Origin of the sequence: Haloglomus irregulare (genome assembly GCF_007421925.1) — an archaeon.
In the GTDB taxonomy this organism is placed as follows: Archaea; Halobacteriota; Halobacteria; order Halobacteriales; family Haloarculaceae; genus Haloglomus; species Haloglomus irregulare.
In genome coordinates, this window is the sequence record NZ_QMDX01000003.1 from 200,073 (window position 1) to 222,130 (window position 22,058).

At 72.1% G+C, this 22,058-nt stretch carries 21 protein-coding genes and 2 pseudogenes; 11 read left to right on the plus strand and 12 right to left on the minus strand.

Going from position 1 to position 22,058, the window contains the following annotated elements; genetic code table 11:
• Positions 1-102: 102 nt before the first annotated feature.
• Entirely contained in the window at positions 103-1,443 is a 1,341-nt protein-coding gene (locus DP107_RS07085) for a hypothetical protein (protein ID WP_144261451.1), read from the minus strand.
• Positions 1,436-3,091 (minus strand): AAA family ATPase, encoded by a 1,656-nt coding sequence (locus DP107_RS07090; RefSeq protein ID WP_144261452.1) that lies wholly within the window; start codon positions 3,089-3,091, stop codon positions 1,436-1,438. The genes DP107_RS07085 and DP107_RS07090 overlap by 8 nt, the downstream gene beginning before the upstream one ends.
• 86 nt (positions 3,092-3,177) lie before the next feature.
• Here DP107_RS07090 and DP107_RS07095 point away from each other — a divergent pair, with 86 nt between their 5' ends.
• From DP107_RS07095 to yciH, 5 genes are all read left to right on the plus strand, one after another.
• Complete coding sequence (locus DP107_RS07095) at positions 3,178-3,432, plus strand: type II toxin-antitoxin system HicB family antitoxin (RefSeq protein ID WP_144261453.1); 255 nt, start codon at positions 3,178-3,180, stop codon at positions 3,430-3,432.
• Positions 3,433-3,769: 337 nt separating this feature from the next.
• Entirely contained in the window at positions 3,770-4,735 is a 966-nt protein-coding gene (locus DP107_RS07105) for an AAA family ATPase (protein WP_144261454.1), read from the plus strand.
• The gene (locus DP107_RS07110; protein WP_144261455.1) at positions 4,736-5,809 is read left to right on the plus strand and encodes a DUF58 domain-containing protein; all 1,074 of its coding nucleotides are present in this window, start codon (positions 4,736-4,738) and stop codon (positions 5,807-5,809) included.
• On the plus strand, positions 5,806-8,076 hold the full coding sequence (locus tag DP107_RS07115) for a transglutaminase TgpA family protein (protein WP_144261456.1): 2,271 nt from the start codon (positions 5,806-5,808) through the stop codon (positions 8,074-8,076). Before DP107_RS07110 ends, DP107_RS07115 begins: the two co-directional genes overlap by 4 nt.
• Before the next feature lie 148 nt (positions 8,077-8,224).
• Positions 8,225-8,518, plus strand: coding sequence for a stress response translation initiation inhibitor YciH (gene yciH, locus DP107_RS07120; RefSeq protein ID WP_144261457.1), 294 nt, complete (start codon positions 8,225-8,227; stop codon positions 8,516-8,518).
• A gap of 102 nt (positions 8,519-8,620) precedes the next feature.
• Here the strand turns inward: yciH and DP107_RS07125 are convergent, their stop codons facing one another.
• The 7 genes and pseudogenes from DP107_RS07125 to DP107_RS07150 all read right to left on the minus strand — a co-directional run bounded on the left by DP107_RS07125 (position 8,621) and on the right by DP107_RS07150 (position 14,296).
• Positions 8,621-9,940 (minus strand): cytochrome P450, encoded by a 1,320-nt coding sequence (locus tag DP107_RS07125; protein WP_144261458.1) that lies wholly within the window; start codon positions 9,938-9,940, stop codon positions 8,621-8,623.
• A gap of 93 nt (positions 9,941-10,033) precedes the next feature.
• On the minus strand, positions 10,034-10,846 hold the full coding sequence (locus DP107_RS07130) for a helix-turn-helix transcriptional regulator (RefSeq protein WP_144261459.1): 813 nt from the start codon (positions 10,844-10,846) through the stop codon (positions 10,034-10,036).
• A 75-nt stretch (positions 10,847-10,921) separates the two neighbouring features.
• Positions 10,922-11,344, minus strand: a complete 423-nt coding sequence (locus tag DP107_RS07135; protein WP_144261460.1) for a rhodanese-like domain-containing protein — start codon at positions 11,342-11,344, stop codon at positions 10,922-10,924.
• Between the two features lie 397 nt (positions 11,345-11,741).
• Positions 11,742-12,317, minus strand: coding sequence for an NUDIX hydrolase (locus DP107_RS07140; protein ID WP_144261461.1), 576 nt, complete (start codon positions 12,315-12,317; stop codon positions 11,742-11,744).
• A gap of 110 nt (positions 12,318-12,427) precedes the next feature.
• Positions 12,428-12,826: pseudogene (locus tag DP107_RS21390) on the minus strand (hypothetical protein); the annotation flags it as partial.
• A gap of 390 nt (positions 12,827-13,216) precedes the next feature.
• A pseudogene (locus DP107_RS21395) lies at positions 13,217-13,621 on the minus strand (SDR family oxidoreductase); the annotation flags it as partial.
• A gap of 93 nt (positions 13,622-13,714) precedes the next feature.
• The gene (locus DP107_RS07150; protein ID WP_144261463.1) at positions 13,715-14,296 is read right to left on the minus strand and encodes a DUF5809 family protein; all 582 of its coding nucleotides are present in this window, start codon (positions 14,294-14,296) and stop codon (positions 13,715-13,717) included.
• 176 nt (positions 14,297-14,472) lie between these two features.
• On the opposite strand from DP107_RS07150, the gene DP107_RS07155 reads away from it, so the two are divergent.
• From DP107_RS07155 to DP107_RS07180, 6 genes are read left to right on the plus strand one after another with little or no spacing between them, the layout of a single operon-like run.
• On the plus strand, positions 14,473-16,428 hold the full coding sequence (locus DP107_RS07155) for a type II secretion system F family protein (RefSeq protein WP_144261616.1): 1,956 nt from the start codon (positions 14,473-14,475) through the stop codon (positions 16,426-16,428).
• Positions 16,429-17,331, plus strand: a complete 903-nt coding sequence (locus DP107_RS07160) for a DUF7289 family protein (protein WP_185977214.1) — start codon at positions 16,429-16,431, stop codon at positions 17,329-17,331.
• Complete coding sequence (locus DP107_RS07165; RefSeq protein WP_238330807.1) at positions 17,328-17,804, plus strand: DUF7266 family protein; 477 nt, start codon at positions 17,328-17,330, stop codon at positions 17,802-17,804. Before DP107_RS07160 ends, DP107_RS07165 begins: the two co-directional genes overlap by 4 nt.
• Entirely contained in the window at positions 17,801-18,481 is a 681-nt protein-coding gene (locus DP107_RS07170) for a DUF7263 family protein (RefSeq protein WP_238330808.1), read from the plus strand. The genes DP107_RS07165 and DP107_RS07170 overlap by 4 nt, the downstream gene beginning before the upstream one ends.
• Positions 18,474-18,959 (plus strand): DUF7262 family protein, encoded by a 486-nt coding sequence (locus DP107_RS07175; protein ID WP_394348531.1) that lies wholly within the window; start codon positions 18,474-18,476, stop codon positions 18,957-18,959. The genes DP107_RS07170 and DP107_RS07175 overlap by 8 nt, the downstream gene beginning before the upstream one ends.
• Positions 18,952-19,500, plus strand: coding sequence for a DUF7261 family protein (locus tag DP107_RS07180; protein ID WP_144261464.1), 549 nt, complete (start codon positions 18,952-18,954; stop codon positions 19,498-19,500). The genes DP107_RS07175 and DP107_RS07180 overlap by 8 nt, the downstream gene beginning before the upstream one ends.
• A gap of 144 nt (positions 19,501-19,644) precedes the next feature.
• Here the strand turns inward: DP107_RS07180 and DP107_RS07185 are convergent, their stop codons facing one another.
• The 3 genes from DP107_RS07185 to DP107_RS07195 all read right to left on the minus strand — a co-directional run bounded on the left by DP107_RS07185 (position 19,645) and on the right by DP107_RS07195 (position 21,727).
• Positions 19,645-19,983, minus strand: a complete 339-nt coding sequence (locus DP107_RS07185) for a PAS domain-containing protein (protein WP_144261465.1) — start codon at positions 19,981-19,983, stop codon at positions 19,645-19,647.
• On the minus strand, positions 19,976-20,191 hold the full coding sequence (locus DP107_RS07190; protein WP_144261466.1) for a hypothetical protein: 216 nt from the start codon (positions 20,189-20,191) through the stop codon (positions 19,976-19,978). The genes DP107_RS07185 and DP107_RS07190 overlap by 8 nt, the downstream gene beginning before the upstream one ends.
• Positions 20,192-20,272: 81 nt before the next feature.
• Positions 20,273-21,727 (minus strand): ABC1 kinase family protein, encoded by a 1,455-nt coding sequence (locus DP107_RS07195; RefSeq protein ID WP_144261467.1) that lies wholly within the window; start codon positions 21,725-21,727, stop codon positions 20,273-20,275.
• Between the last annotated feature and the right edge of the window lie 331 nt (positions 21,728-22,058).

Below are 22,058 nucleotides of genomic sequence, written 5' to 3' on the forward strand. Positions count from 1 at the left end.
TCATCGGTGCGTTCGATCTGCTCGTCCAGTTCCGCGGCGCGCTCAACCTGTTCGCGGTACGTGTCGAGCCCATCGCGCACGTCCGCGAGCGCGGACAACGCCTCAGAGAATCTCGGAGAGTACGGCTCCGAGTCGCGACTCGATTTCCGAGGCCTGCAGGATCTTGATCTCGCGGTCGGCCTGCTCGTCCACGTTCGCGGTCGGCTCGTCGAGGTCCTGTACGACGAGTACGCCGTTCCAGCCCGTGCCGAAGTAGTCGCCCTCGAAGACCAACTCCTCGTTCACTCGGAGGAAGGCGAGGTACTCCAGCGTCTCCTTGATACCGCGGCGGATGGTGTCGGTTCGGGTGCTGTTCTTCACCTCCGCCACCAGGTACTCGCGCTCGTCGGCGTCCTCGTCACGGATTTCGAGCACGATGACATCCGGCCGACCGGTGTGGTTCCGGAACGACCGGTCCTGGAAGTAGCCGTTGGCCACGTCGAGTGCGACCTGCTGGACCCGCTCCGTGCGACTCGCCTCGTCGGGTCCGGACTCGGGTTCGGCGAGGAAGGAGAGGTCGCGGTCGGCGGCCGAGTTGTCGTGGTAGAGGACGATCTCCCGGTCGCCGTCGAGTCGGGCGACCTCCTGCCGACCCGATGAGATGGTCTCGAACTGGACCTGTCCGTCCTCCAGCCGTTCGAGCACCGCCACGAACCGGAACAACACGAACAGTTCGAACAGGGTGTTGTCGTCGTCAGGCGTGACGGCGGTCTCGTCGAGCAGCGACCGGATCTCGGCCTCGTCGCCGTCGAAGACGCGGTCCCGGGTCCGGAGCAGGGCGGCGGCCTCCCGGTAGACCGGCTGCCGGGCGGTCTCGGCCGCCGTCAGCATCCGTTCGGTCGGCTCGTAGCTCTCCGGGTCGCGGATGCGCCGGACGTGGACGTTCCGCTCCATCACGCGGCGCAGGTCCGCGATCAACTGCTCGTCACCCTTCCACGTCTCGCGGACCCACTCGTAGTCGCCGTTGAGGTACTCCTCGGCCGCTTCGAGGGTCGTGTAGACGACCGAGAGCAGTCGCTTCAGCACGACGTTCTCGGGGATGTCGTAGTCCTCGGAGCGGTTCTCGCAGACGAACAGTGACCGGTCGTGGGGGTTCCCCGAGTAGCGGCGCTTGGTGGTGGCTGCCCAGTCGATGCGGCCGTCGACGGTCCCGCGTCGGGTTCGACTGACGCGTTCGGTCTCCGTCCGGACGGCCCGCAGCCGCGAGTCGAGTTCGCGGACGAACTCGACCACCCCTCCCTTCAGCACGAAATGCAGGTCCAGCAGGGACTCGTACTCAGCGAACCGCTCGTCCAACCCCGCCGGTCTGATCGAACGGGCCACCTCGGACTCGGGGAACCCGCCCTGCATGACGTAGCTCAGTACGTCCTGTGTGAGTTGGGCGAGTATCTCGTCTCTATCCATCCGTGCTCAATTCTATCTGTAGCATCTCTCTTGCGGATTCTATTAACCGAATATCATCGATTCTGTCTATCTCTGCGACACTCTCGACGATTCGCCTCCGCTTCGGTACGCCCTCCAGTTGCGGGAAGACGTAGCTCAGGACCGCCTCCGTGAGCGCCCGGTCGAAGGCCGCGTCGCCGGCGTCGGCCGGCTGTGTCCGGACGAACTCCAGCATGTCCTTGACGATGGCCGGCCCGATGGCCCGCTCCTCGGTGGCCCCGTTGACGGCCCGCCACACGCGACCGACCGAAAGCCGCTCCGGACGGTCCGCTCCGTCGGCCCCCCAGGCTCGGTCGTACTCCACCATGAGCTCCTCCAGGGCCTCGTCGTCGTCCGGAAGCGTCGGCGCGCCGACGCGAACAAAGGCGAACCGGCGCATGAACGCGTAGCTCATCTCGTACAGGGAGGTCTTGTCGTAGGAGTTCATCGTCGCGAACAGTCGCCACGACCCCGGAACCGCGTACTCGTGCGGTGCCGGACCGACGGCCGGGTCCACGTCCTCACCCGGAATGATTTCGACCTCGGCACCGTCCTTCTCGAACGGCAACTGGACGGCCTGCCCCGACAGCACGGTGAACAGTTGGCCGAACGCCTTGTCGATGTCCGCGCGGTTGATCTCGTCGACCACGAGCAGCTCGTTCCGGGCAGCATCCGCCGTGGGGAGTCGCTTCAGCACCTGTCCCGGTTTGAACTCCAGCGAGCCACCGGCCTCCTCGCGGGGCATGTATCCGCCGACCGTGTCGAACGTCGACCAGTCGGCCGTCGCCGTCGTCAGCCGGTAGCCGGTGTACTGCTCGTTTCCCTCCAGCGCCCGGCAGAGGTTCTCCGCGAGTTCCGTCTTCCCCGTTCCCGGCGGTCCCGTGAACACGATGTGCTTGCCCGACTGCACGGCCGAGACGGTCGCGCTCCGGATGCGCTTGCGCTCGTCGCTGCCGAAGTAGAGCCCGTCGAACAGTCCGGCGGTATCGAGTTCGAGCTCGCCGCCGAACAGATGCGAGAAGTCGGTCTCATCGACAATGCCACGGGCGGTGTCCTCGCCGGTCGCCTCGCGCTGCCGGTACCGGACCGCCGTCAGCGGTGCCTCGTGGAGGAGTTCGAGATACTGCTCCCCGTGGCTGGGTTCGTTGAACGATCCCATCACCGGGAACCGGTCCCCGGTGGCCTCCTTCGTCCGATCAAGCGTTAGCCGATTACGCAGCAACGCTTCGATATCCGCGTCGAGTCGGCCGTCCGACTTCTCGGCGACCGTCGCGCTCGATACGTCGTCCACGTCGCCGCGCCAGTAGGTCGCTTCGAGGTCCACGACGAACGGGTACTGGTTCTCGCTGACCTCGAACTCCGTCCGCCACAGCGGCTCCTCCTTCCGTCGTTTCTCCCCCGCGATTCCGTAGCCGACGATCCCGGAATCCCACCTTCCTCCCTCGGTGTCCTTGCCGGTCGAGTGGAAGAGGACGATGTCGCCTTCGTCCAGTCGGTCCCACCCCGTCTCGTTGTCCGGTGTGAACCCCCAGATGCCGGTGTTGAGCGTCGTGACCCAGTGGTCCGGCGGCCCGGTCGCCTTGTAGATCGTCACCGAGTCGTCGAAATCGTCCAACGTCGACGCGGTCATCGTCCCCCATCGTGGGCGTCCGCCGCTTAGGTCTTGCCCGCCCCCGACGAACCCCCATCAGCGAAGCCGACCAACCCGAACGCGAGATGGCACGTTCCGAGCCGGCCGACGAGCCCGAGGAAGGTGTCGAGTCCGTCCACGGGGAGGACGGCCGGATCACCGCCCGCGACATCGAGACCGGCGTGGCCTCCTACGACGAGACGAAGGCCGAGGCCCTCGCGATGCTGGCGGCGGCGCTGGAACTCCACGCGGGCGGTGGCGAACCGGTCGACGAGGAGGACCTGCGCGAGTTCGGCCTGGACCCGGACGCGGACGAGGACCCCCCGGAGTTCATGGAGTAACGTGGCCCGGACATCGTTCTCCGGCCGCGAGATCGCGAGCGTCCCGCGGAGCCACGGGTTCCGCCCGGTTGACCGGACCGGCAGTCACCTGAAGCTCCGCTCCGAGCCCCCCGAGACCGACGAGGTACGGATCGTCTCCGTGCCGATGGTGCCGGCTGGCTCTCCATCCGTATATACCCCACAGTACGTCCATAGCGGGCGCCCACACCCAGCAGAGTTACAAGCACGCCGGCCGTTCGCATGACACAATGAGAGTCGGGGAGCCGTCGAATGTGAGGCCCCGTGTGGACGGACAAGACAGTTACCGGAACCGTCGTCATCCCTCCGCGAGGTCCCCATGAGCGAGTCACCCTCCACCGCGGACGCGGCTGCGGCCGCCGAACCCACCGTCGAGGCGGCCGGCGAGACGGCCCGCACGGTCATCGACAACGTCGAGCAGGTGATCGTCGGCAACCACGAGGCCATCGAGCATCTGGTCTGTGCGATGCTGGGCCGGGGGCACGTCCTGCTGGAGGACGTCCCCGGCGTCGGGAAGACGATGCTGGCCCGGTCCATCGCCCGGTCGTTCGAGTGCGAGTTCAAGCGGGTCCAGTTCACGCCGGACCTGCTGCCGACCGACATTACCGGCGTCAACGTCTACAACCAGCAGACCGGGGAGTTCGAGTTCCGGTCCGGGCCCGTCTTCGCGAACGTCGTGCTGGGCGACGAGATCAACCGCGCGCCGCCGAAGACCCAGTCCGCGCTGCTGGAGGCGATGGAGGAGGAGCAGGTGACCGTCGACGGGGAGTCGTACCCGGTCCCCTCGCCGTTCACGGTGGTCGCGACGCAGAACAGCGTCGAGCGCGACCGGACCTACGACCTGCCCGCCGCCGAACTGGACCGGTTCATGGTCCAGCTGTCGCTTGGCTACCCGGACGAGGCCGACGAGGCGGACCTGCTGGGGCGGGTCGTCGGCGACCACCCCATCGAGGAGCTCGACCCGGTCGCCACCACCGCGGACCTGCGGGCGGCCCGCGAGGCCACGGGCGAGGTGACGGTGGAGGCGCCGCTCCGGGAGTACGTCACCCGGCTGGCGCGATACACCCGGGAGCACGCCCAGCTGGGGGTGAGCCCGCGGGGGGCCATCGCCCTGCTCCGGGGTGCCCAGGCTCGTGCCGTCCTCGACGGTCGTGACTACGCCATCCCGGACGACGTGCAGGCGGAGGCGGAGGTCGTCATGGCCCATCGGATCCGCCGGAGCGCGGGCGAGGGAACGGGGGCGGAGCTCGTCGCCGAGGCACTCGACGCGGTCGCCGTGGAGTAGATGCGCCCGACACGACGCGGTCTCGCCGCCCTAGCCGTCGCCGTCGTCGCCCTGGTCGTCGGCGCCCGGTTCGGCATCGTCGGGCTGAACGCCTTCGTCGTCCCGGTCCTCGTCGGCTACGTCGTCGGGGCCACGCAGCTGTACCGCGCCCCGACGCCGACCGTCGAGCGGTCGACCCCGCCCGCCGGCTTCCCCGGCGAGCGCCGGACCGTCACCGTCGAGGTCGAGTCGACGGTCCAGTTCGACCTCGAGGAGACGGTGCCCGACCGGCTCCGGGTCGCGGGGGCCACCGTCCTCGGGCCGAACGGCCGCGAGCGCCCGGACGCAGGGACGGTGACCGACGGCCAGGTCGGCGTCTCGCTGCCCGGCGACGCGACGGTGCGGCTGGACTGCGAACTCGTCGGCCGCGGCGTCCACGACCTGGGGCCGGCGACGGCCCGACTGCGGGATTCGCTGGGACTGCTGACGAGCGAGCGGACGCTGCCCGGCACCGGCTCCGTCGTCGTCTACCCCGACGTGGTCGGGCTGGCCGACGCCGGCCCGCTGACCGGGCTGGTCGAGAGGGCGACCGCCGACGACCGGGCCGCCTTCGACGAACTCCGGGAGTACGTCCCCGGCGACCCGCTGCGCGACGTGAACTGGAAGGCCTCGGCCAAGGAGATGGACGGCGACCTCGTGGTCACGGAGTACGCCGCGGCCGACGAGGGCGGCATCACCGTCGCCGGCGAGGCCGGCCCGGGGTACGTCGACGAGATGGCCGACGCCGTCGGCTCCATCGCCACCTACCTGCTGGACGCGGACCTCATCATCGGCGTCCGGGTGCCGGGCGGCGAGGTCGAGGCGGACCGCGGGGAGACCGCCCGCAACCGGGTGCTGGAACTCCTCGCGCGGACGGGCGGCGGCGCCGTCGACGGTGACGCCGCGGTGCTGGTCCGGGCCGGCCCCGACGGGACCACGGTCACCGTCGACGGCCGGACGGTCCCGTTCGAGCGCCTCGCCGGCGAGCCGACGGCGGCGACGACCGAGGAGCCCGAGCAGGGGCTCGCCGACCGGGTCCGGGGGGTGATGTCGTGAGCGCCCCGACCGCCGACGCGACGGGCGGCACGGCCGCCGACGGCGACCGCCGGTTCGGCCGCGTCCGGGCGTCGGTCGACCCCGTCCGCCTGCTCGCGCTCGCCGGCGTGGCGGGGCTGCTCGGCACCTTCCTGTCCGTGCTCTACCGCGTCTCCGACGTGGCCGGCGACGTCTCGACGTTCCTGCTGGTGGCCGTCGGGACGCTGGTCGTGGCCACGGTCGTCGCGCGGCTGGTGCCCGAGCGGGTCGCGTTCGGGCTCGCGGCGCTCCTGCTCGCGGCCGGGGCGTACGTCTATCTGGCCCAGCTCCCGCGCAGCGTCGCCGCCGAGGAGACGCTGGTACTGTTCCTGAACGACGGCATCGAGCTCCTGACCGGGCTCTCCGTGCTCCGTATCGTCAACGCCGGACTGTGGGCGCTGGCCGCGACGCCCGCGCCGACGTTCGTGGCGTGGTATCTCGCCCTGCGTCGGCGCTACGTCGGCGCCGTCATCGTCGGCGGCGCGATGCTGACACTGTTCGTCCTCACGAGCGATGCGGGCGGGGCGCTCGCGCTGCTGGGCGTGGTCGCAGCCGCCGGTGCCATCGGCTTCGGCGACGTCGAGCGGCGGGGTGGCGACCTCGCGACCGCCGAGACGGTGGCGGTCGTGCTGGCGGCGATGGTGACCGTCGCGCTGTTCATCAGCGTCGTGCCGACGGGCGGCGCGGACCCGCTCGACGTCGGTATCGGGACCGACGAGTCCACCGTCGAGTCCAGCCTCACGAACGCCGGCGACAGCGTCGAGATCCTCGGCTCCATCCGGCTCTCCCCGAAGGCCCGGTTCACCGTCACCAGCACGGAGGCCAGCTACTGGCGCGTCGGCTCCTACGACCGCTACACCGGGAGCGGCTGGATTCGGACCGGCGCGGACAGACCGTACGACGAACAGCTCCGCGGCCCGGCCGGCGAGAGCCGGACCGTCCAGCAGCGCTACACCGTCGAGTCGGAGCTGACCGTGCTGCCGGCGGCCTGGAAGGCGACGGCGGTCTCCGAGTCGCCCGTCGGCCTGTTCGAGCAGCCCGGCGGCGGGCTCGGGCCGGACGGGGAGCTGCAGCCCGGCGACACGTACGCCGTCGAGTCCGAGCGCCCGGTCGCCAGCGCCCAGGACCTCCGGACGGCCGGGACGGACTACCCCGACCGCATCGTCGACCGGTACACCGGGCTCCCGGACTCGACGCCGGACCGGGTCGGCGAGCGGACCGCCCGCATCACCGCCAACGCCGACAACCCGTACGACCGGGCCCGGGTCATCGAGCGATGGCTGGAGAACAACCGCGAGTACTCGCTCGAGGTCGACCGCCCGCGCGGCAACATCGCCGACGCGTTCCTGTTCGAGATGGAACGTGGCTACTGCACCTACTACGCGACGACGATGGTGACGATGCTCCGGAGCCAGGGGGTGCCGGCGCGGCTGGCGGTCGGCTACACGCCCGGCCAGCAGGTCGAGGACGACAGCTGGGTCGTCCGCGGGCTGGACTCGCACGCCTGGGTCGAGGTCTACTTCCCGGACCAGGGTTGGATCCGGTTCGACCCGACGCCCGCCGGCCCCCGCGAGGCGGCCGAGCGCCAGCGCGTCCAGCAGGCCCGCCAGTCCGGTGGGACCGGCGTCGACACCGACGAGACGCGCAACCGGACCTTCACCGCGACGCCGTCACCGACGCCGACGACGCCGACGGCCGACGGCTCGGGCCCGAACGCCGGCACCACCCCGACGGCCACCCCGACGACGCCAGCGGGCAACGGGACCGACGCCGGCACCGTGACGAGTGGCGCCCTGGGTCCCAACGGGCCCGACATCGCCTCGCCCGGCGGCGGCGGGAGCGACGAGGACGGCGGCATCCCGCAGCCGACTCGCGAGCAGACCGTGCTGGGGCTGGTGGTGCTCGCCGGCGTCGCCGCCGGCGTCCACCGCTCGGGCGCGGGTTCGCGGCTCTACCGCGAGTTCCGCCTCCGCTACCAGCCCCGGACTGACGACCCCGCGGTCGACGTGGCCCGTGCCTTCGACCGTCTGGAGTTCCTCGCCGAGAAGGCCGGCGCGCCCCGCCGTCCGGGCGAGACCGCACGCGAGTTCGCGGCCCGCGTCGGCGGTGACGGCCCGGACGAGCGGGCTCGCAGACTGGCGACGCTCCACGAGCGGGCCCGCTACGGCGGCGGTGTCGCCGCAGAGGAGGCCACCGAGGCGGTCGAGCTGGCCGACGGTCTCGTCGCCGACCGCCCGCGCATCGACTGAGTCACGCGTCGCCCCCGGCCCGACACCCGCACCCGCCCGGGCTGGACCCCCGACAGCGACCGGCTAACGCCCGCTCACCGCCGCTTAGCCGGGGTGTTCGCCCTCCCGACAGGATTTAATAACGGTCCCGCACTACACTCAGCCTGTAATGTCGGAAGTCTGCTCGACGTGCGGGCTCCCTGAGGAACTCTGCGTCTGCGAGGACGTGGCTAAGGAGTCTCAGGAGATCAACATCCGCATCGACGAGCGCCGATACGGTAAGGAGGTAACGGTCATCGAGGGGTTCGACCCGAAGGACGTCGACCTGGACAGCCTGTCCAGCGACCTGAAGTCGAAGTTCGCCTGTGGCGGCACCGTCGAGGACGGCTCGATCGAACTCCAGGGCAACCACACCGGCCGCGTGGAGGACTTCCTCCGCGAGAAGGGATTCAACGTTGCCTGAGACCTGACCGCACGTCGAGCGGCCCCGCCGTCTCTTGCTCGCGGCCCATCTCCCGACCAGTCGCACCCCCGACAGACGCCGTTGCTCCCGCCGGCCGTCCTCTCACCGTTCCCGGACGATCACAGGCACGCCGTCGGCGGGTTGGAGCGTCGACATCGGGTCCAGCGACAGCCCCCCCGCCGGGTCGAGTCGGTAGCGCCGACCGATCGTCGCCAGCACCAGTGTCGCCTCCAGCCGCGCGAACCGTCGGCCCAGGCAGGCGCGGGGCCCGGCGCCGAACGGCGCGAACGCGAACCCCGCCTCCCCCGGCGATGTGTCCCGCCACCGCGCCGGTCGCCACTCGTCCGGCGCCGCCCAATGCTGTGGGTCGCGGTGGAGCGCCCAGACGGACAGGTGCGTGCGGGTATCCGGCGCCAGCCGGTAGCCGCCGACCGTGACGGCGCGCGCCGTCTCACGGGGGATCGTGTGGATCGGCGGGAACGCTCGCAGCGTCTCGTCGATCACGCGTCGCGTGACCGCCAGCTCCCGGACGTCCGCTAGCGTCGGTCGGTCCCCGCCGAGCACCGCGGCCAGCTCGCCGTGGAACCGGTCGCGGACCGCGTCGTGCTGGCCGAGTTGGTGGAGCGCATAGGTCAGCAGGAGGGCGGTCGTGTCGTGTCCGGCGAACGTGAGCGCGAGCATCTGGTCGACGATCTCGCGGTCGGAGAGGTCGGCGTCCCGGTCCTCGCGGAGTTCGACCAGGGTCGACAGGAGGTCCTCGCCGGCCTCGCCACGCTCGTGGGCGCGCTCGCGCTCGCGGAGGAGTCGCCTGGCCTCGTCCTCCAGCGTCCCGACGGCGTCGAAGAACCGCCGCCGGGCCGGTGTCGGCACCCAGTTCGGCAGCAGGAACGAGGTCGGCTTGAACCAGAGATTGAGATCGCTCGCGGCCCGCCGGAGGGTGGCGTCACCGTCCGGGTCCAGCGGCCGGTCGAAGACGGTGCCGAAGAAGTTCTCCAGCGCCGCGTCGCTCATCGCTCGATGGAGCGACAACCGCTCGCCGGCCGTCCAGCGGTCCACGCGCCGCTCGGTCAGTTCGACCATCCGGTCGACGTACGAGCGGATTTTCGCAGGGTAGAAGAACTCCTCCAGGGCCTCGCGCTGGTGCTCCCACTGCTCGCCCTCCGTCGAGAGGACGCTCTCGCCGAACTGGAGGCGGAACCCCTCCGACTTGCGGAAGGCGTCCCGGTCCTCCACGAGCACCTGCTCGAACCCGTCCGGGCTCGCGACGGTGTAGAACTCGCCGAGGCCGAGTGCCGAGAGCCGGGCGACCGGGCCGCACTCCTCGCGGACCGTACAGGCCGTCCCCAGCGGGTCGGTCATGAACGGGACCGTCTCGCGCAGGACCGGCAGGTTGTCCGGTGCCGGCGGCCGACGTGTCGACATGCGTGCGGCCTCGTCGGGCCGTCGCTTTTGCTCACCGGCTGGGTCAGTGGTTCACGGGCTGAACGGCCGTCCGGTGCCCGGCCGACCCGCCCGTCACCCCCCGTCCCCGCCACGGTACTGGTCGGTCACGTCCGTCGCGCGCTCGCGGACCGTCCGGTAGCGCTCCTCGGCCCACTCGCGGGCCGCCGGGGTGTCGTTCGCGAGCAATCCGTGGGTCCGCCCCTGCTCGTCCGGGGTGAGCAGGAACGCGGGCGGGTCGTCCGCCGGCCGGTCGACGAGGAGCAGCCCGTAGCGGAGGCCGTCGGCCCGCAGGAGCCGGAACCGGTCCGTCTCGACGAGTTCGGCCACGACGGACGCGAAATCGGCCTGCAGCGCCTGGTGGACCCGCGGACTGATTATCGCCTCCCCCTCGAGCCCCCCAGCCAGCGTCCGCTCGTACACCTGCTGGATGAAACCGGGTTCGGGGATGGTCGCATTCAGCGACCGGAACCCTGCCGCCTCCCGCAGGGCGTCGCTCACCGGCTCGTTGACGCGGTACGGGGCAGGGTCGTCGGCGACCCACACCTCCGCCCCGACGACCATGGCCGGCCCGACCGGGGCGTCCGGCGCCAGCGGTGCCAGGGCCGCTCCCGCCGCTGCGAGGTCGTCGATGGTCTCGAAGTGGTGCCGAACCCGCTCGGCGGCGAGCCGGCCGGCCAGCGTCGCCCGGTAGCCGCCGTCGACACGGTCGACGAAGCCCGCGTCCTCTAACGCGCTGATGGCCCGCGAGACGGTCGAGCGGGACCGGTCCACCCGCTCCACCGCGTCCCGGACCCCGAGCGGGCCGTCGCTCAACGTCTCGAGGACGGCCAGTCTCCGCTGAGCGGTTTCGACTACCGACGGCACGGTCGACTCTCCCTGCCCCATGGTCTCCCGTACGACTCCCACCGCTCGGAGCCGTTTAGTCGTTGTTCCGTCGCCCCTCGCCACCGCGGAGCGCGTTCAGAACGGCGCTTCGGGCCCCTCGTCCGCGTCGCCCTCCCCGTCGGCTGCCATCTCGGCGTCGCGCGGGCGCTGCCCGCTCTCCTGGTCCCCATCGCGCGACGACGCGCTCTCGAGGCCGTACTGCTCCGCCCAGCCGGTGATGCCGTCGGCCATCGACTCGATGCGGCCGTCGAACCCCTCGTATGAGGCGACCAGCCGCGCGGCCTGCACGCTGGCCTCGCCGTGCGGACAGACCGTCACCACGTGGTCCGCGTCCGCGAGCTCCTCGATACGACCCGTCAGCTCCGGGAACGGGATGTTCTCGCTGTTCGGCAGGCGGCCCCGCCGGAAGGCGTCCGCCGAGCGGATGTCCACGACGCGTACGTCGGCCCCCCCCTCGAGGAGGTCGTGGAGTTCCGCGGCGGATATCTCGTCGTCCATACCCCGACTGGGGTGGTGGATGCGCTTAAATCCACGCCGACGGTGCGGCACCGTCGCGCCGACCGGAACCACCTCCATCGGGACGCGGACCACGGGGACCCCCCGACCCGTGACGGGTCGCACCGCGATACGGCGCGCTCGGCATCCCGGGAACGATCCCGTGCGACTGAGCGACTCGCGAGAACCCGGCGAGAAACACCCAGGTAGACGCTCGGCCCCGGCTCATTATCGGTTGAAGTGGGGTATATCCGATCAACACGAACCGTTATCGGATAATCCTGTCCGGCGGTCACGAGCTCTCGCCCCTCCCGTTCCGGGTCGTGTCGACGGCCCACGGCTCGGGCGCCGAGTCGGCGCCGGACCGGCCCCGGACCCCGGTTCGGGTCCCACTGCGACCTCAGATGAGTCCCTCCTCCTGTGCCAGCAGGACGCCCTCGATGGTGGCGTCGTTGGCCGGCTCGGAACGGGCCACGTCCAGCGCGTCCGCGACGGGCACCGTGTGGACGTTGATGAACTCGTTGCCGTCCAGCTTCCGCTCGACGGGGGTGAGCCCCTCCGCCCAGACGATGCCGCGCTCGTGGCGCAACACGCCGGTCGAGCAGTCGAACGACTCCAGCAGCGCCGTCCCCGACGGCTCGAACCCGGTCTCCTCGGCGAGTTCCCGGGCGCCCGCCCCCGTGTACGACTCCCCGTCCTCGACGACGCCCGCCGGGAGCTCCATACAGGTCTCCCGGATGGTCGGCCGGAACTGCTCGACCATCAGCAGCGAGTCGTCCGCCACCGCCACGACGACGACCGCCGCCGGCAGCTCCGCCCAGTAGTACTTCTTCCGGGAGCCGTCGGGCTGCTCGACCAGGTCGTAGCCGCCGGTGTACCAGCCGGTCTCGTACTCCGCGACGGACTCGACGACGGGCCAGTCGTGGGTCGCCGGGTCGTGGTCCGCCGTGGTCCGGTCCGCGTCGTCGTCGCTCATCCGGCCACCGCCACGGGCTCGGCTTCGGCCGGGGGGACCTCGCCCGGCGCCGCGAGCGCCGCGCTCCCGTCCGCGTCCCCGGTCCCGCCACCCGCGCCCGGCGTCTGCGCGATGTCGAGCCGGTAGGTGGTCCCGTTCAGCGCGGCGTAGACCCGGGTGTCGTCGTCGACTCTCCCCGTCGCGTTCGGGTAGTCCCGCGTCAGCGCATCGAACTCGTCGAACGGGGAGTGGCTGAACCCCTCCTTCAGGCCGAACGGTCCCCGCCAGTAGGGGTCGGACCGGCCGGTCCCGTCGCCCGCGGCGGCGGTCGTCACGGCGGTCGTGCTGTACTCGAAGCGCCGCTCCGAGAGGTTCGAGACGTTCACCGCTCCCGCGGGCGCGTCGGCGGTCGTCGCCGTCACGTAGTACGGGTCGCCGCTCTTCAGGTACGACGGCAGCGCCCCCAGCGCCAGCAGCAGCGCCACCACCGCCAGGATGACGACGATGGCGTTCCGGGTGATCGTCCTCACGGCCGGGCCACCCCGGCGGGTGTCGGCCACGGCCGTGCCGACGGCAACTCGGCTCCGTTCATGCGCGACGGTACGTCGGTCCGGCAGGTATGCGTTCCCATCCGTGCCGGGCGGCGGGCTCCGCTCCCGCTCAGGGCGCCCGGAAGCTGTCGTCCCCCCAGGGTCGGAAGTCGGCGCTGAACGTCCAACGCTGCGGTCCTGCTCGACCAGGTGGCGGTACTCCGCGGCGAGCTCGTCGGGGTCGGCGCGCTTCCGCTCGGGGACCGCGTCATCGACGTCCTCGCCATCGATCCACCCATCGATGTAGCTCCAGACGACGTGGACACCGTCCGGAGCCAGCTGCTCGGCCATCGCCCGGCTTATCCAGCGCACCCGCTCGCTCCCGTTGTGGATGACCGTCCCGCCGGCCGCGCGGAGGTCCGCGAGGAGTTCGTCCACGACGACGGCCAGCCCGTAGCCGTGGACATCGAAGTACGCCGCCAGATCGTCGGCGTCGTGCGCCAGTGGTCCGTCGTACCCGTTCGGCGGCCGCGCGTTGTGGATGTACACGTCGACGGTGCCGAACGCGTCGTGCGTCCGGTCGACTGCCCGGCTGACGGCCGCCGGGTCGGTAACGTCGGCCGTGACGGCCAGTGTCTCCCCTTCGGTCTCGGCCGTCAGCGTGGCCGCGAGCGACGAGATGAACGGTTCGCTCCGGGCCCAGAGCACGACCTCGTCCCCGGCGGTGGCGAACTCGCGGGCGAGCGACTCACCGAACGTCGACCCCACACCGCCGATAACGACTGTCCGCGACATACAGTGGTGTACGGCGCCGGACGATTTACCGGTTCGGCGGGTGGACGCGCGGTCGCACAACGGACGTCGAACAGCGCGGGTCCGGGTTGCCGCCTACTCGCCCCCGCCCTCGGCACCGTCCTCGTCCTCCGGCGGCTCCGTCGAGTGCGCCCCCGTCCCCACGGGGTCGGCGTGGATGACCTCGTGGTAGACGCGGCCGAAGACGGTCCGCTGGAGCGTCGCCTTGGCGGCTTCGGGCTCGTCCTGGAACGTGGCGGCCACCGCGACCGGCGTCACGGCCTCCTCACCGGACTCCGTCCGGCTCCCCGGGGGATCTCGCCCCCCGTTGTCGTCGGCCGCGCGGTCAGGCGGCCCCGTCGCCCCGAACGGGACGACGTGCCAGACCACGTTCGGCACGCCGTCGCTCCCCATCACGCGACAGTCGCCGTCGAACGTCGCCCGCCAGGACTCGAACGCCTCGCGGTCGCCCACCCGCACCTCCAGCAGCGACGCGAACAGCGCGTCTCGGGCGGTCGAACGGACGTCGTCGGTCACGCGCTCGTTGTACTCCTCGCGGTCGAAGTCCATCGTCTTGACCGCCTCCCGGACGACCGCCCCCGCGGCGCCCCCGAGTTCGGCGTACAGGCGACGCGCCTCGGCCGCCGACGCGGGCGCGAACTGCCCCTCTGTGTGCATAGGAGGCTCTATGAGCGGTCCGCAGGTATGGATTCCGCTCGTGGCCGTCACGTCGGCTCGATATTTGGCTAATAGTGTATACTAAAATTTAAGTCGGATACCGGGTCCATATCCGTATATGATACCGGACGAGGCCCGCCGCCGGAGGCCGGGATGGGAGCGGGGTGAGCGGTGAGGTGTCGACCCGGGCAGAGGGAGAGGGGCCGGGCCGGTTCGCGGTCGCCGAGACGCTCGACCGCGGTGTGTACGCGCTGTTCGCCCGGCATGCCGACCGTTCCCGTCACGACCGCGCTCGGGAGTGGTATCGCGCGGCCGACCTGCGCGTCGGGTTCGACCGCTACCTCGCACGGGCGTACGCGCTCTCGTGGCTCGTCGGGCTCTGGGCGGCGGCACTCACGGTCCTCGCGGGACTGGTCGTCCCGGCGGGGTGGCTGGCCGCGCTGGCGGCGGTCGCCCACGACGGGCTCCCGCTGGTCCAGCGACTCTCGTGGCCCGCCCTCCCCCGGTTCCCGGTCGCGGTCGGGCTGGGACTGCTGGCGGGGTGGCTCGCACGGCGCGGGACCGTCCGGCTCGCGGGCACCTACCTGCGGTGGGTTGCGAGCGCCCGGCGGGCGGCTATCGAGCGGACGCTGCCCGGTGCGGTCCGGTACCTGCGGGCGCTCGCGACCGGGAGCGACGACGGTCGGACGCTGCTCGGCCAGGTCGCCGCGGCCGACGCGTACGGTGAGACGAGCGCCGCGTTCCGGCGCGTACTGAACCGGGCCGCCCTAACCGGTAGCCTCGACGTCGGCCTCCGGCGGGTCGCCCGGGACACCCCCTCCCGGGAGACGCTGGCGCCGTTCCTACTGAAGTTCCGCGAACACGCCGACCAGGGTGCCGACGCGCTGTCGCAGTTCCTGGAGATGGAGTCCCGGATGCTCTCCCACCGGCAGGCGCGGGCCCGTCAGCGCGCCGAGGACTTCCTCGAACTCGTCGCGGAACTGTTCGTCGTGCTGCTCGTGCTGCCGGCCCTCCTGGTCGTGGTGGTGACGGTCCTCGCGGTGCTCGCACCGGGGCTGTCCGAGCCGGTGTCGACACCGCTCGGGGGGACCACGCCCCGGGCGCTGCTGGCCTACGGGAGCGCCGTGTTCGTGCTGGTCATCGGTGCCGGCGCGACCGCGTTGGTCGCGTCGCTCCAGCCCCCCAGCGCGGCCCCCCCGACCCACGAACGCCCCGGCGGTCTCGGGACGCTCCTGACCGCACCCCGGAACCCGGCCAGCGCCGCGGTCGTCGCGGTCGTCCCGGGGCTCGCCGTCCTCGGCGCCGCGCTGGCGCTCGGCTACCCGCCGGCCCGCGCCACCCTGCTCGCGTACGTCGCGTACGGGCTTCCGGTGGGGCTGGTCGCGGTCCGACGGGCCCGACTGGACGATGCCAAGGACCGGGAGATACGGGACTTCGTCCACGCGGTCGCCGGGCGCGTCACGCTGGGCCGGCCCCTCGCGGACGCCGTCGCGGCGGTCGCCCGCGAGACCGACCTCGGCGAGTTGAGCGACGACGTCGCGGACCTGGCCTACCGGCTGGACCTCGCCGCCGCGCCCCCCTCACCAGGTGCCGGTGACGCCGACCAGCCGGACGCGTCGACGGCCGACGGCCGGACCGCCGCGCTGGACGCCTTCGTCGAGTCGGTCGGGACGCCGCTCGCCGAACAGACCATCGGCCTCGTCACGGGGGCGCTCGAACTCGGGGGCGACCCGGAGGCGGCGTTCGAGACGCTCCAGACGGAGGTCGGTCGGCTCCGACATGAGCGGAAGGCCCTCCGGTCGTCGATGCTGGTCTACGTCGCGGTCGGCTGGACCACCGCGCTCCTGGTCGTCGGCATCGTCCTCGCGGTCCACGGCCACGTCCTCGACGGGTTCGCGCAGCTGTCGGCGGTCCAGGACGCGGGCGGCAGCGCCGCGACGACGGCGCTGGACCCGGCCGCCGTCGACCGGGCCAGGTCCGGCCGCCGGTTCTACTGGGTCGCGCAGGCGACGATGCTCGCCTGCGGCTGGTTCGCCGGTACCGCCGCCCGGGGTCGCTACGAGGCGCTGCTCCACTCGGCGGCGCTCGCACTGGTCTGTCACGTCGCCTTCGCGGCGGCGGGGGTGGTCTGAATGCGGCCACTGGCCACCGGCTCGGGGGCACTGGACCGCGGTGCGGCAGAGGTCGTCGGCGTCGCGGTACTGCTCGGGCTGACCGTCGTCTCGCTGGGGGCGCTCACCGCCGGCATCGGCGCCGTGGTCGAGGAGAACGCCGCGAGCGCCGACGCTGCCAGGGTCGCGGACGGGATGACGGGCGCCCTGGCGTCGGTCGAGCGGACCGGTCGGTTCCGCGAGACGCTCGCGTTCACGGGGGGCCGGGTCCGGACGGTCGACCGCCAGTTGCGGGTGATCAACGGGACGCGGACCGTCCGGACGCTGGACGTGGGGGCCCTCGTCTGGACGAGCGGGGACCACCGCGTCGCGTCCGTCGCCGGCGCGGTCGTCAACGGGCCGCCCGGGAACGCCGTCCTCCACGCCGCGCCACCGGTAACCGCGTCCCGGGGCGGCGACGATGGCGTGCTCGTCGTCGGCGCACCCCGCCTCGGCACCGAGCGGCGGACCGTCAGCGGCGCCGGCGGGACGACGGTTCCGCTCCGGGCGAACGTAAGCCACGACCGCGCCGACCTCGGGGTCTCGACGTTCCGGATCGCTATCGAGACCCGGACGCCCGCGGCGGTCGCGTCGCACTTCCGCGACCAGGGGGCGACGGTGACGCGGCGGGATATCGACGACGACGGCGTTCCGAGTGTCGTGGCCCGGTATCCCGGCCAGCGACGGGCGTACCTCGTCGTCCACGACCTGAACCTCTCCATCGGGGGGTCCTCGGGGCCGCCGGCGACACCCGCGACGGAGCGCGATGACGATGACACCGACGGTGAGGGTGTGGGCGACAACGACGACGGAGCACCACCCGTCGGCCTGCCGGCCCCGGATGACGCGCTCGCAGAGCCCGGCGACGGGGGTGAGGGCTCGTGACCCGGCTCGACCTGCGGTCTCCCGACGACCGCGGGGTCACGCCGGTCGTCGGGAAGGCGCTGGAGGCCGGGCTGGTCGTCCTGTTCGTCGTCCTCGTGACGACGGCGCTCTCGACGGCCGTCGTGCCGGGGTACGAGCGGGTCGCCGGCCAGCGCGTCGCCGACCGGACGCTGGCGAGCGCCGCCGAGCGCGTCCAGCAGACGGTCCCCCCGACGGCCCGGCACGCGACGGCGCGGACCCGTGTCGACCTCCCCCGGACCATCGCGGGTGCGGGGTATCACGTCCGGACCGACGGGCGGACGCTCGTGCTCGACCATCCCGACGGGGCGTTGGTCGCCAGAAGCCGCCTCGCGCTCCCCGACCGGGTCGACCGCGTCGAGGGGTCGTGGTCGAGCCGCGAGCCGGCGGTCGTCAGGGTCGAGCGGGCAGACACCGGCCTCGTCGTCCGTCTCCTGCGGGGTGATGATACGTGACCTCGTCGGCGGATGCCCCGACCGTCCGGGCACAGATGAACCTCCCGGCGCTGGCGGTCGCCCTGCTGGTGCTCGTCGCCACGCTGGGCGCCGCGCTGACGCTGGCCGACGGTGCCTTCGCCGGTGCGTACCGCCAGCCGGAGGAGCGCCGGGTCGCGGTCGCGCTGTCCGAGCGGCTGGTCGCCGCCGACGCCGACCACACCGCCCGCGCGAACGTGCTCGACCACGACCGGCTCGCCGCCGCCGATATCGGATCGCGGTTCCCGGTCGTCGGGGCCCACGACGTTCGGGTCCGGCTGGACGACCGGACGGTCCTCGCCCGCGGTGACGCCAGCGGCGGGGTGACGGTCCGCCGTGTGGTCCTCGTTCGGAACACCTCACGGGTCGAACGAACGCCCCCGCTCGCGGACAACGCGACCACGCTCCCCCGCCGGACCGACCGCGTCACCCTGGATATCGACCCCAGCCCGGGCGTGACGACGGTCCGGGCGAACGACCGGGTCGTCCTGCACGACCCGGACGGCCTCGGCGGGACGTACCGCGTCCGGACCTCGCGATACGAGACGCTGCGGCTCTCGTTCACTGCGGCCGAGCCGCTCGAACGGGGCGACATCACCGTCGGCTACCGACCGGCACGGACGACGAAGGCCACGCTGGCGGTGACGGTCGATGGCTGAGCGCGACCCGGCGCGGCGGACCGCCCGCGGCCACGACCCCGCCGCTTCCGGTGGACCCCGCACCCGGCATACCACCGACCGGGGACAGCTCTCGCTGCCCGTCGTGGAGGCGGCCGTCGGCGTGACGCTCATCCTGGCCGTGGCGGTGACGCTCGCGGCCGGCGTCCCGGCAGCCGACACCCGAACCCCACAGCTGGAGGCGTACGCCGACGACGCCGCGACGGTGCTGGCCGGTGAGCCGCCACGACACCGGGGCGCCACCCGGCTGTCGGAGGTGACCCGGTCGGCGTCGGCGTTCGAGCGCGAACGCACGGCCCTCGACCGGCGGGTGGACCGTATCCTCCCCGACAACCTGCTCTACCGGGTCGAGACACCACACGGCGCGGTCGGGTTCCAGCGGCCGGCCGATGTACTGGTCGGGCGGGCGACGGTCACGAGCCTCGACGGCCCGGTGACCGTGGAGGTGTGGTATGCCTGAGCCGCCGTCAGGGTCCGGCGCGGAGCGGCCCGAACGGGCACAGCTGGTGCTCGCCGCGGCCGCGCTCATCGCGCTGGCGCTCGTACCGGTAGCCGTCGCCCACGTCCAACTGGGTTACCACCCCGACGTGGCCGCGAGCACTGACTACGACGGCCACAGTGCGAACGCCGAGCGGTTCCTCGAGCGGGCGGTCCACGAGGCCGGCGCGAACGCGACCGGTCGGCCGTGGAGCGAGCGCGACCGCGCGGTCGGGGCCGTCCGGGAGGACCTGGCGCCGCGACTCGACACGCTCGAGGCCTCGCAGGTCACCGAGGGGGTAGCGTACACGACCCGGTACAACCGCTCCGCCGCGGAGGGCTGGGGGGCCACGAACTGTCCCGGTGGCTCCGGACGGCAGTTCGGCCCCTGCGTGGCGGACCGGGGTGTCGTGGTGCAGGAGCGTGCGGGGGTGACTGTCGTCCTGGCCGTCGCGCTCGACGTCGAGGTGACGACGCCGCGGGGATACCGTGACCTGACGTTCGTCGTCCGCGTGGTCGGGTGAGCGCCGTCGGTCGGTGCCCCGGTGACGACTCTCCGGCCCGGGGCTCCGCCCGGCTTCGACGCCCGGGTGTGCCGGCGACAGCGCAGCGGTGCCGGGTCCGCCCGCGTCCGGCAGAGCGGCCCGAACCGGCGTCCGACGACGGCGCTACTCCTCGGGCAGGGCCGCTTGCAGGCCGAACCAGTGCTCGACGGTGCCGTTCTCGTCGGGGACGGGGACGAGCGAGACTCGACTGGTGAACGGCGTGCCGTCGGCCCGGTAGTTGCACAGGTCGACCGTCGTGGCGTTCCAGTTGCGGAGCGCTCCGCGGAGTTCGTCGACGGCGGCAGGGTCGGTCCGAGGACCCTGGAGCCGCCGCAGGTTGTCACCCCGCAACTCCGCCAGCGAGTGGCCGGTGAGCCGCCGGGTCGCGTGATTCGCGTACAGCAGCGGGTTGTCGTGGTACGCCGCCCCGGTGAGGACGACCCCGATCGGTGCGTCAGCCAGCGTCCACGCCCGCCAGACGAGCCGTCGCTCCCGCCCGGGCGGGTGCCGGCGGCTCGAACGTCTCGGGGTCCCTCCTCAGTCGTCCCGCGTCGAACCCGTGGTCCGCCGCGAGCCGTTCGACGGCCGACCGGAACTGCTCGCGCTCCGCAGTGAGGGCCTCCTGGAGCGCGGCGCGCAACTCCGGTCGGGGCCGGTACAGGTGGTCCACGGCGGTTATGTGGGACGCAGCGCCATAGTCACGTCGCAGACACCCGGTCCGTGCCACGACGAACGAGCACCGGGCACCGGTTCATGAGGTCTCGGCGGTGTCCGACAGGCCCCGGTCGGCCAGGACCGCCTCCACGACGGCGAAGAAGTCGTGCTCGGGGTCCAGCGTGTTCGCGACGCCGTCGGTGATCGCCATCAGGCGCAGCACGAGCGTGAGGTCGGGCGGGAGTCTGAACGGCATCTCGTAGAACGCCTCCTCCAAGTCGTCGGCGAGCGACTCGAACTCCCGGGCGTCGAACTCGCCCGCCCGCGTGCACTCGACGAACCGTCCGACCACCTCGGTGAGGGCGTCGTCGTCGGTCCCCGCGACCGCCGGGTCGAGCGTCCCCAGTTCGACGAGCGTCTCGAGGATGCCCTCGACGTCACCCCGCGTGATGGCCGCGAAGAACTCGACGATGCCGGCCCGTACGTCGGGGTCGATGGTGCCGGACATTCCGAAGTCGTAGAGGACGATGGTCCCGTCGGGCTGGACCGCGACGTTCCCGGGGTGTGGGTCGGCGTGGAAGGCCCCGTCGACGAGCGTCATCTGCAGGTAGAGCTCCCGCAGTCTGTTCGCGAGGTCGGCGCGGTCGATGGCCATCGCGTCGAGCGCCTCGTGATCGGAGATCCTCGTCCCGCCGACGAACTCCATCGTCAGCACGCGCTCGCTGCTGTGCGAGTCGACGACGCCGGGTATCTCGACCCGGTCGTCGTCCGCGAAGTTCGCCCCGATGCGCTGCATCATCTCGGCCTCGCGCTCGTAGTCCAGCTCCTCGCGGATCGTGTCGCCGAACTGGTCGACGATGGTCTCGAGCGTGAACGCCCGGCCGTCGTCGAGGAACGCGGAGACCACCGGCACGGCGGACTCGACGAGGCGCAGGTCCCGCTGGATGCGGGTCTCGACGTCCGGCCGCCGGATCTTCACCGCGACCGTCCCCCCGTCGAGCTCGGCGCGGTACACCTGCCCGAGGCTCGCGCCGGAGAGCGGCTCCCGGTCGAAGTCGTCGAACACCTCGTCGACGGGGCCGAGTTCGTCCTCGATGACGCCCTCGATGTGGTCCCAGGGCGCCGGCGGGACCTGGTCCTGCAGCTTCTCGAGGGCGTCGACGTACTCCTCCGGGACGAGGTCGGGCCGCACGGACAGCGTCTGGCCCAGCTTCACGAACGTCGGCCCGAGGTCGGTGAACACCGACCGGAGCTGCTCGCCACGCCGCTCGCGCTCGCCGCTCGAGGTGGTCCGCCGCTGGTCGCGCGTGAGCCCCGTCACGACCGGCGCGGTGGTCAGTGCAACCTCGGTCGCCCGCGGCGCGCTGGTGACGATGAGCGGGTCCTCGACGAACACGTCGAGACCCCGCCTCGACGCCTCGTACCCCTGTCGCGTCGCCTCGAGGCCCTTCGCGCCGAGCCTGAGTCCCTGCGAAGTGGCCGCGAGCCCCGTCTCGGCCGCGGAGATACCCTCCTCGAGGACGTGCTGGAATGGCATGGCTGGACAGTACATGCTCTACGGTCGCCGCATGGCTGAATCTTCCGCAGGCAATCAGCGGTGGTCTCAACTAGCCGGGTCGCCGGTCGGGGGTGCGCTGCTGTCGGTCCTCCGCTGTGTCCGTAGTGGCGAGTTCACGGTGACGGCTCACGAGCGGAGCGACCCCTCCCGCTCGGACCCCACCGGCACCGGGGGCCGCATCTCTGCTCACGAGGCCGCATCATGTCCCATGGTAACGTGGTCGATCTTCGCTACTGTACCCTGGCCGTCGGCGTGGGGCTCGGGTGACTGACGGCTGCCATCCGGATCCGGCGAGACGGAACCGGCGACGCCCCGCGAGGGAGGG

Excerpts from the sequence above, each read along its gene's own strand:
- DP107_RS07085 (WP_144261451.1), bottom strand. The coding sequence starts at position 1,443 with ATGGATAGAGACGAGATACTCGCCCAACTCACACAGGACGTACTGAGC.
- DP107_RS07095 (WP_144261453.1), top strand. The coding sequence starts at position 3,178 with ATGGCACGTTCCGAGCCGGCCGACGAGCCCGAGGAAGGTGTCGAGTCC.
- DP107_RS07150 (WP_144261463.1), bottom strand. The coding sequence starts at position 14,296 with ATGCACACAGAGGGGCAGTTCGCGCCCGCGTCGGCGGCCGAGGCGCGT.
- DP107_RS07195 (WP_144261467.1), bottom strand. The coding sequence starts at position 21,727 with ATGTACTGTCCAGCCATGCCATTCCAGCACGTCCTCGAGGAGGGTATC.
- DP107_RS07140 (WP_144261461.1), bottom strand. The coding sequence starts at position 12,317 with ATGAGCGACGACGACGCGGACCGGACCACGGCGGACCACGACCCGGCG.
- DP107_RS07105 (WP_144261454.1), top strand. The coding sequence starts at position 3,770 with ATGAGCGAGTCACCCTCCACCGCGGACGCGGCTGCGGCCGCCGAACCC.
- DP107_RS07160 (WP_185977214.1), top strand. The coding sequence starts at position 16,429 with ATGCGGCCACTGGCCACCGGCTCGGGGGCACTGGACCGCGGTGCGGCA.
- DP107_RS07130 (WP_144261459.1), bottom strand. The coding sequence starts at position 10,846 with ATGGGGCAGGGAGAGTCGACCGTGCCGTCGGTAGTCGAAACCGCTCAG.
- DP107_RS07135 (WP_144261460.1), bottom strand. The coding sequence starts at position 11,344 with ATGGACGACGAGATATCCGCCGCGGAACTCCACGACCTCCTCGAGGGG.
- DP107_RS07175 (WP_394348531.1), top strand. The coding sequence starts at position 18,474 with ATGGCTGAGCGCGACCCGGCGCGGCGGACCGCCCGCGGCCACGACCCC.
- DP107_RS07125 (WP_144261458.1), bottom strand. The coding sequence starts at position 9,940 with ATGTCGACACGTCGGCCGCCGGCACCGGACAACCTGCCGGTCCTGCGC.
- DP107_RS07180 (WP_144261464.1), top strand. The coding sequence starts at position 18,952 with ATGCCTGAGCCGCCGTCAGGGTCCGGCGCGGAGCGGCCCGAACGGGCA.
- DP107_RS07090 (WP_144261452.1), bottom strand. The coding sequence starts at position 3,091 with ATGACCGCGTCGACGTTGGACGATTTCGACGACTCGGTGACGATCTAC.
- yciH (WP_144261457.1), top strand. The coding sequence starts at position 8,225 with ATGTCGGAAGTCTGCTCGACGTGCGGGCTCCCTGAGGAACTCTGCGTC.
- DP107_RS07110 (WP_144261455.1), top strand. The coding sequence starts at position 4,736 with ATGCGCCCGACACGACGCGGTCTCGCCGCCCTAGCCGTCGCCGTCGTC.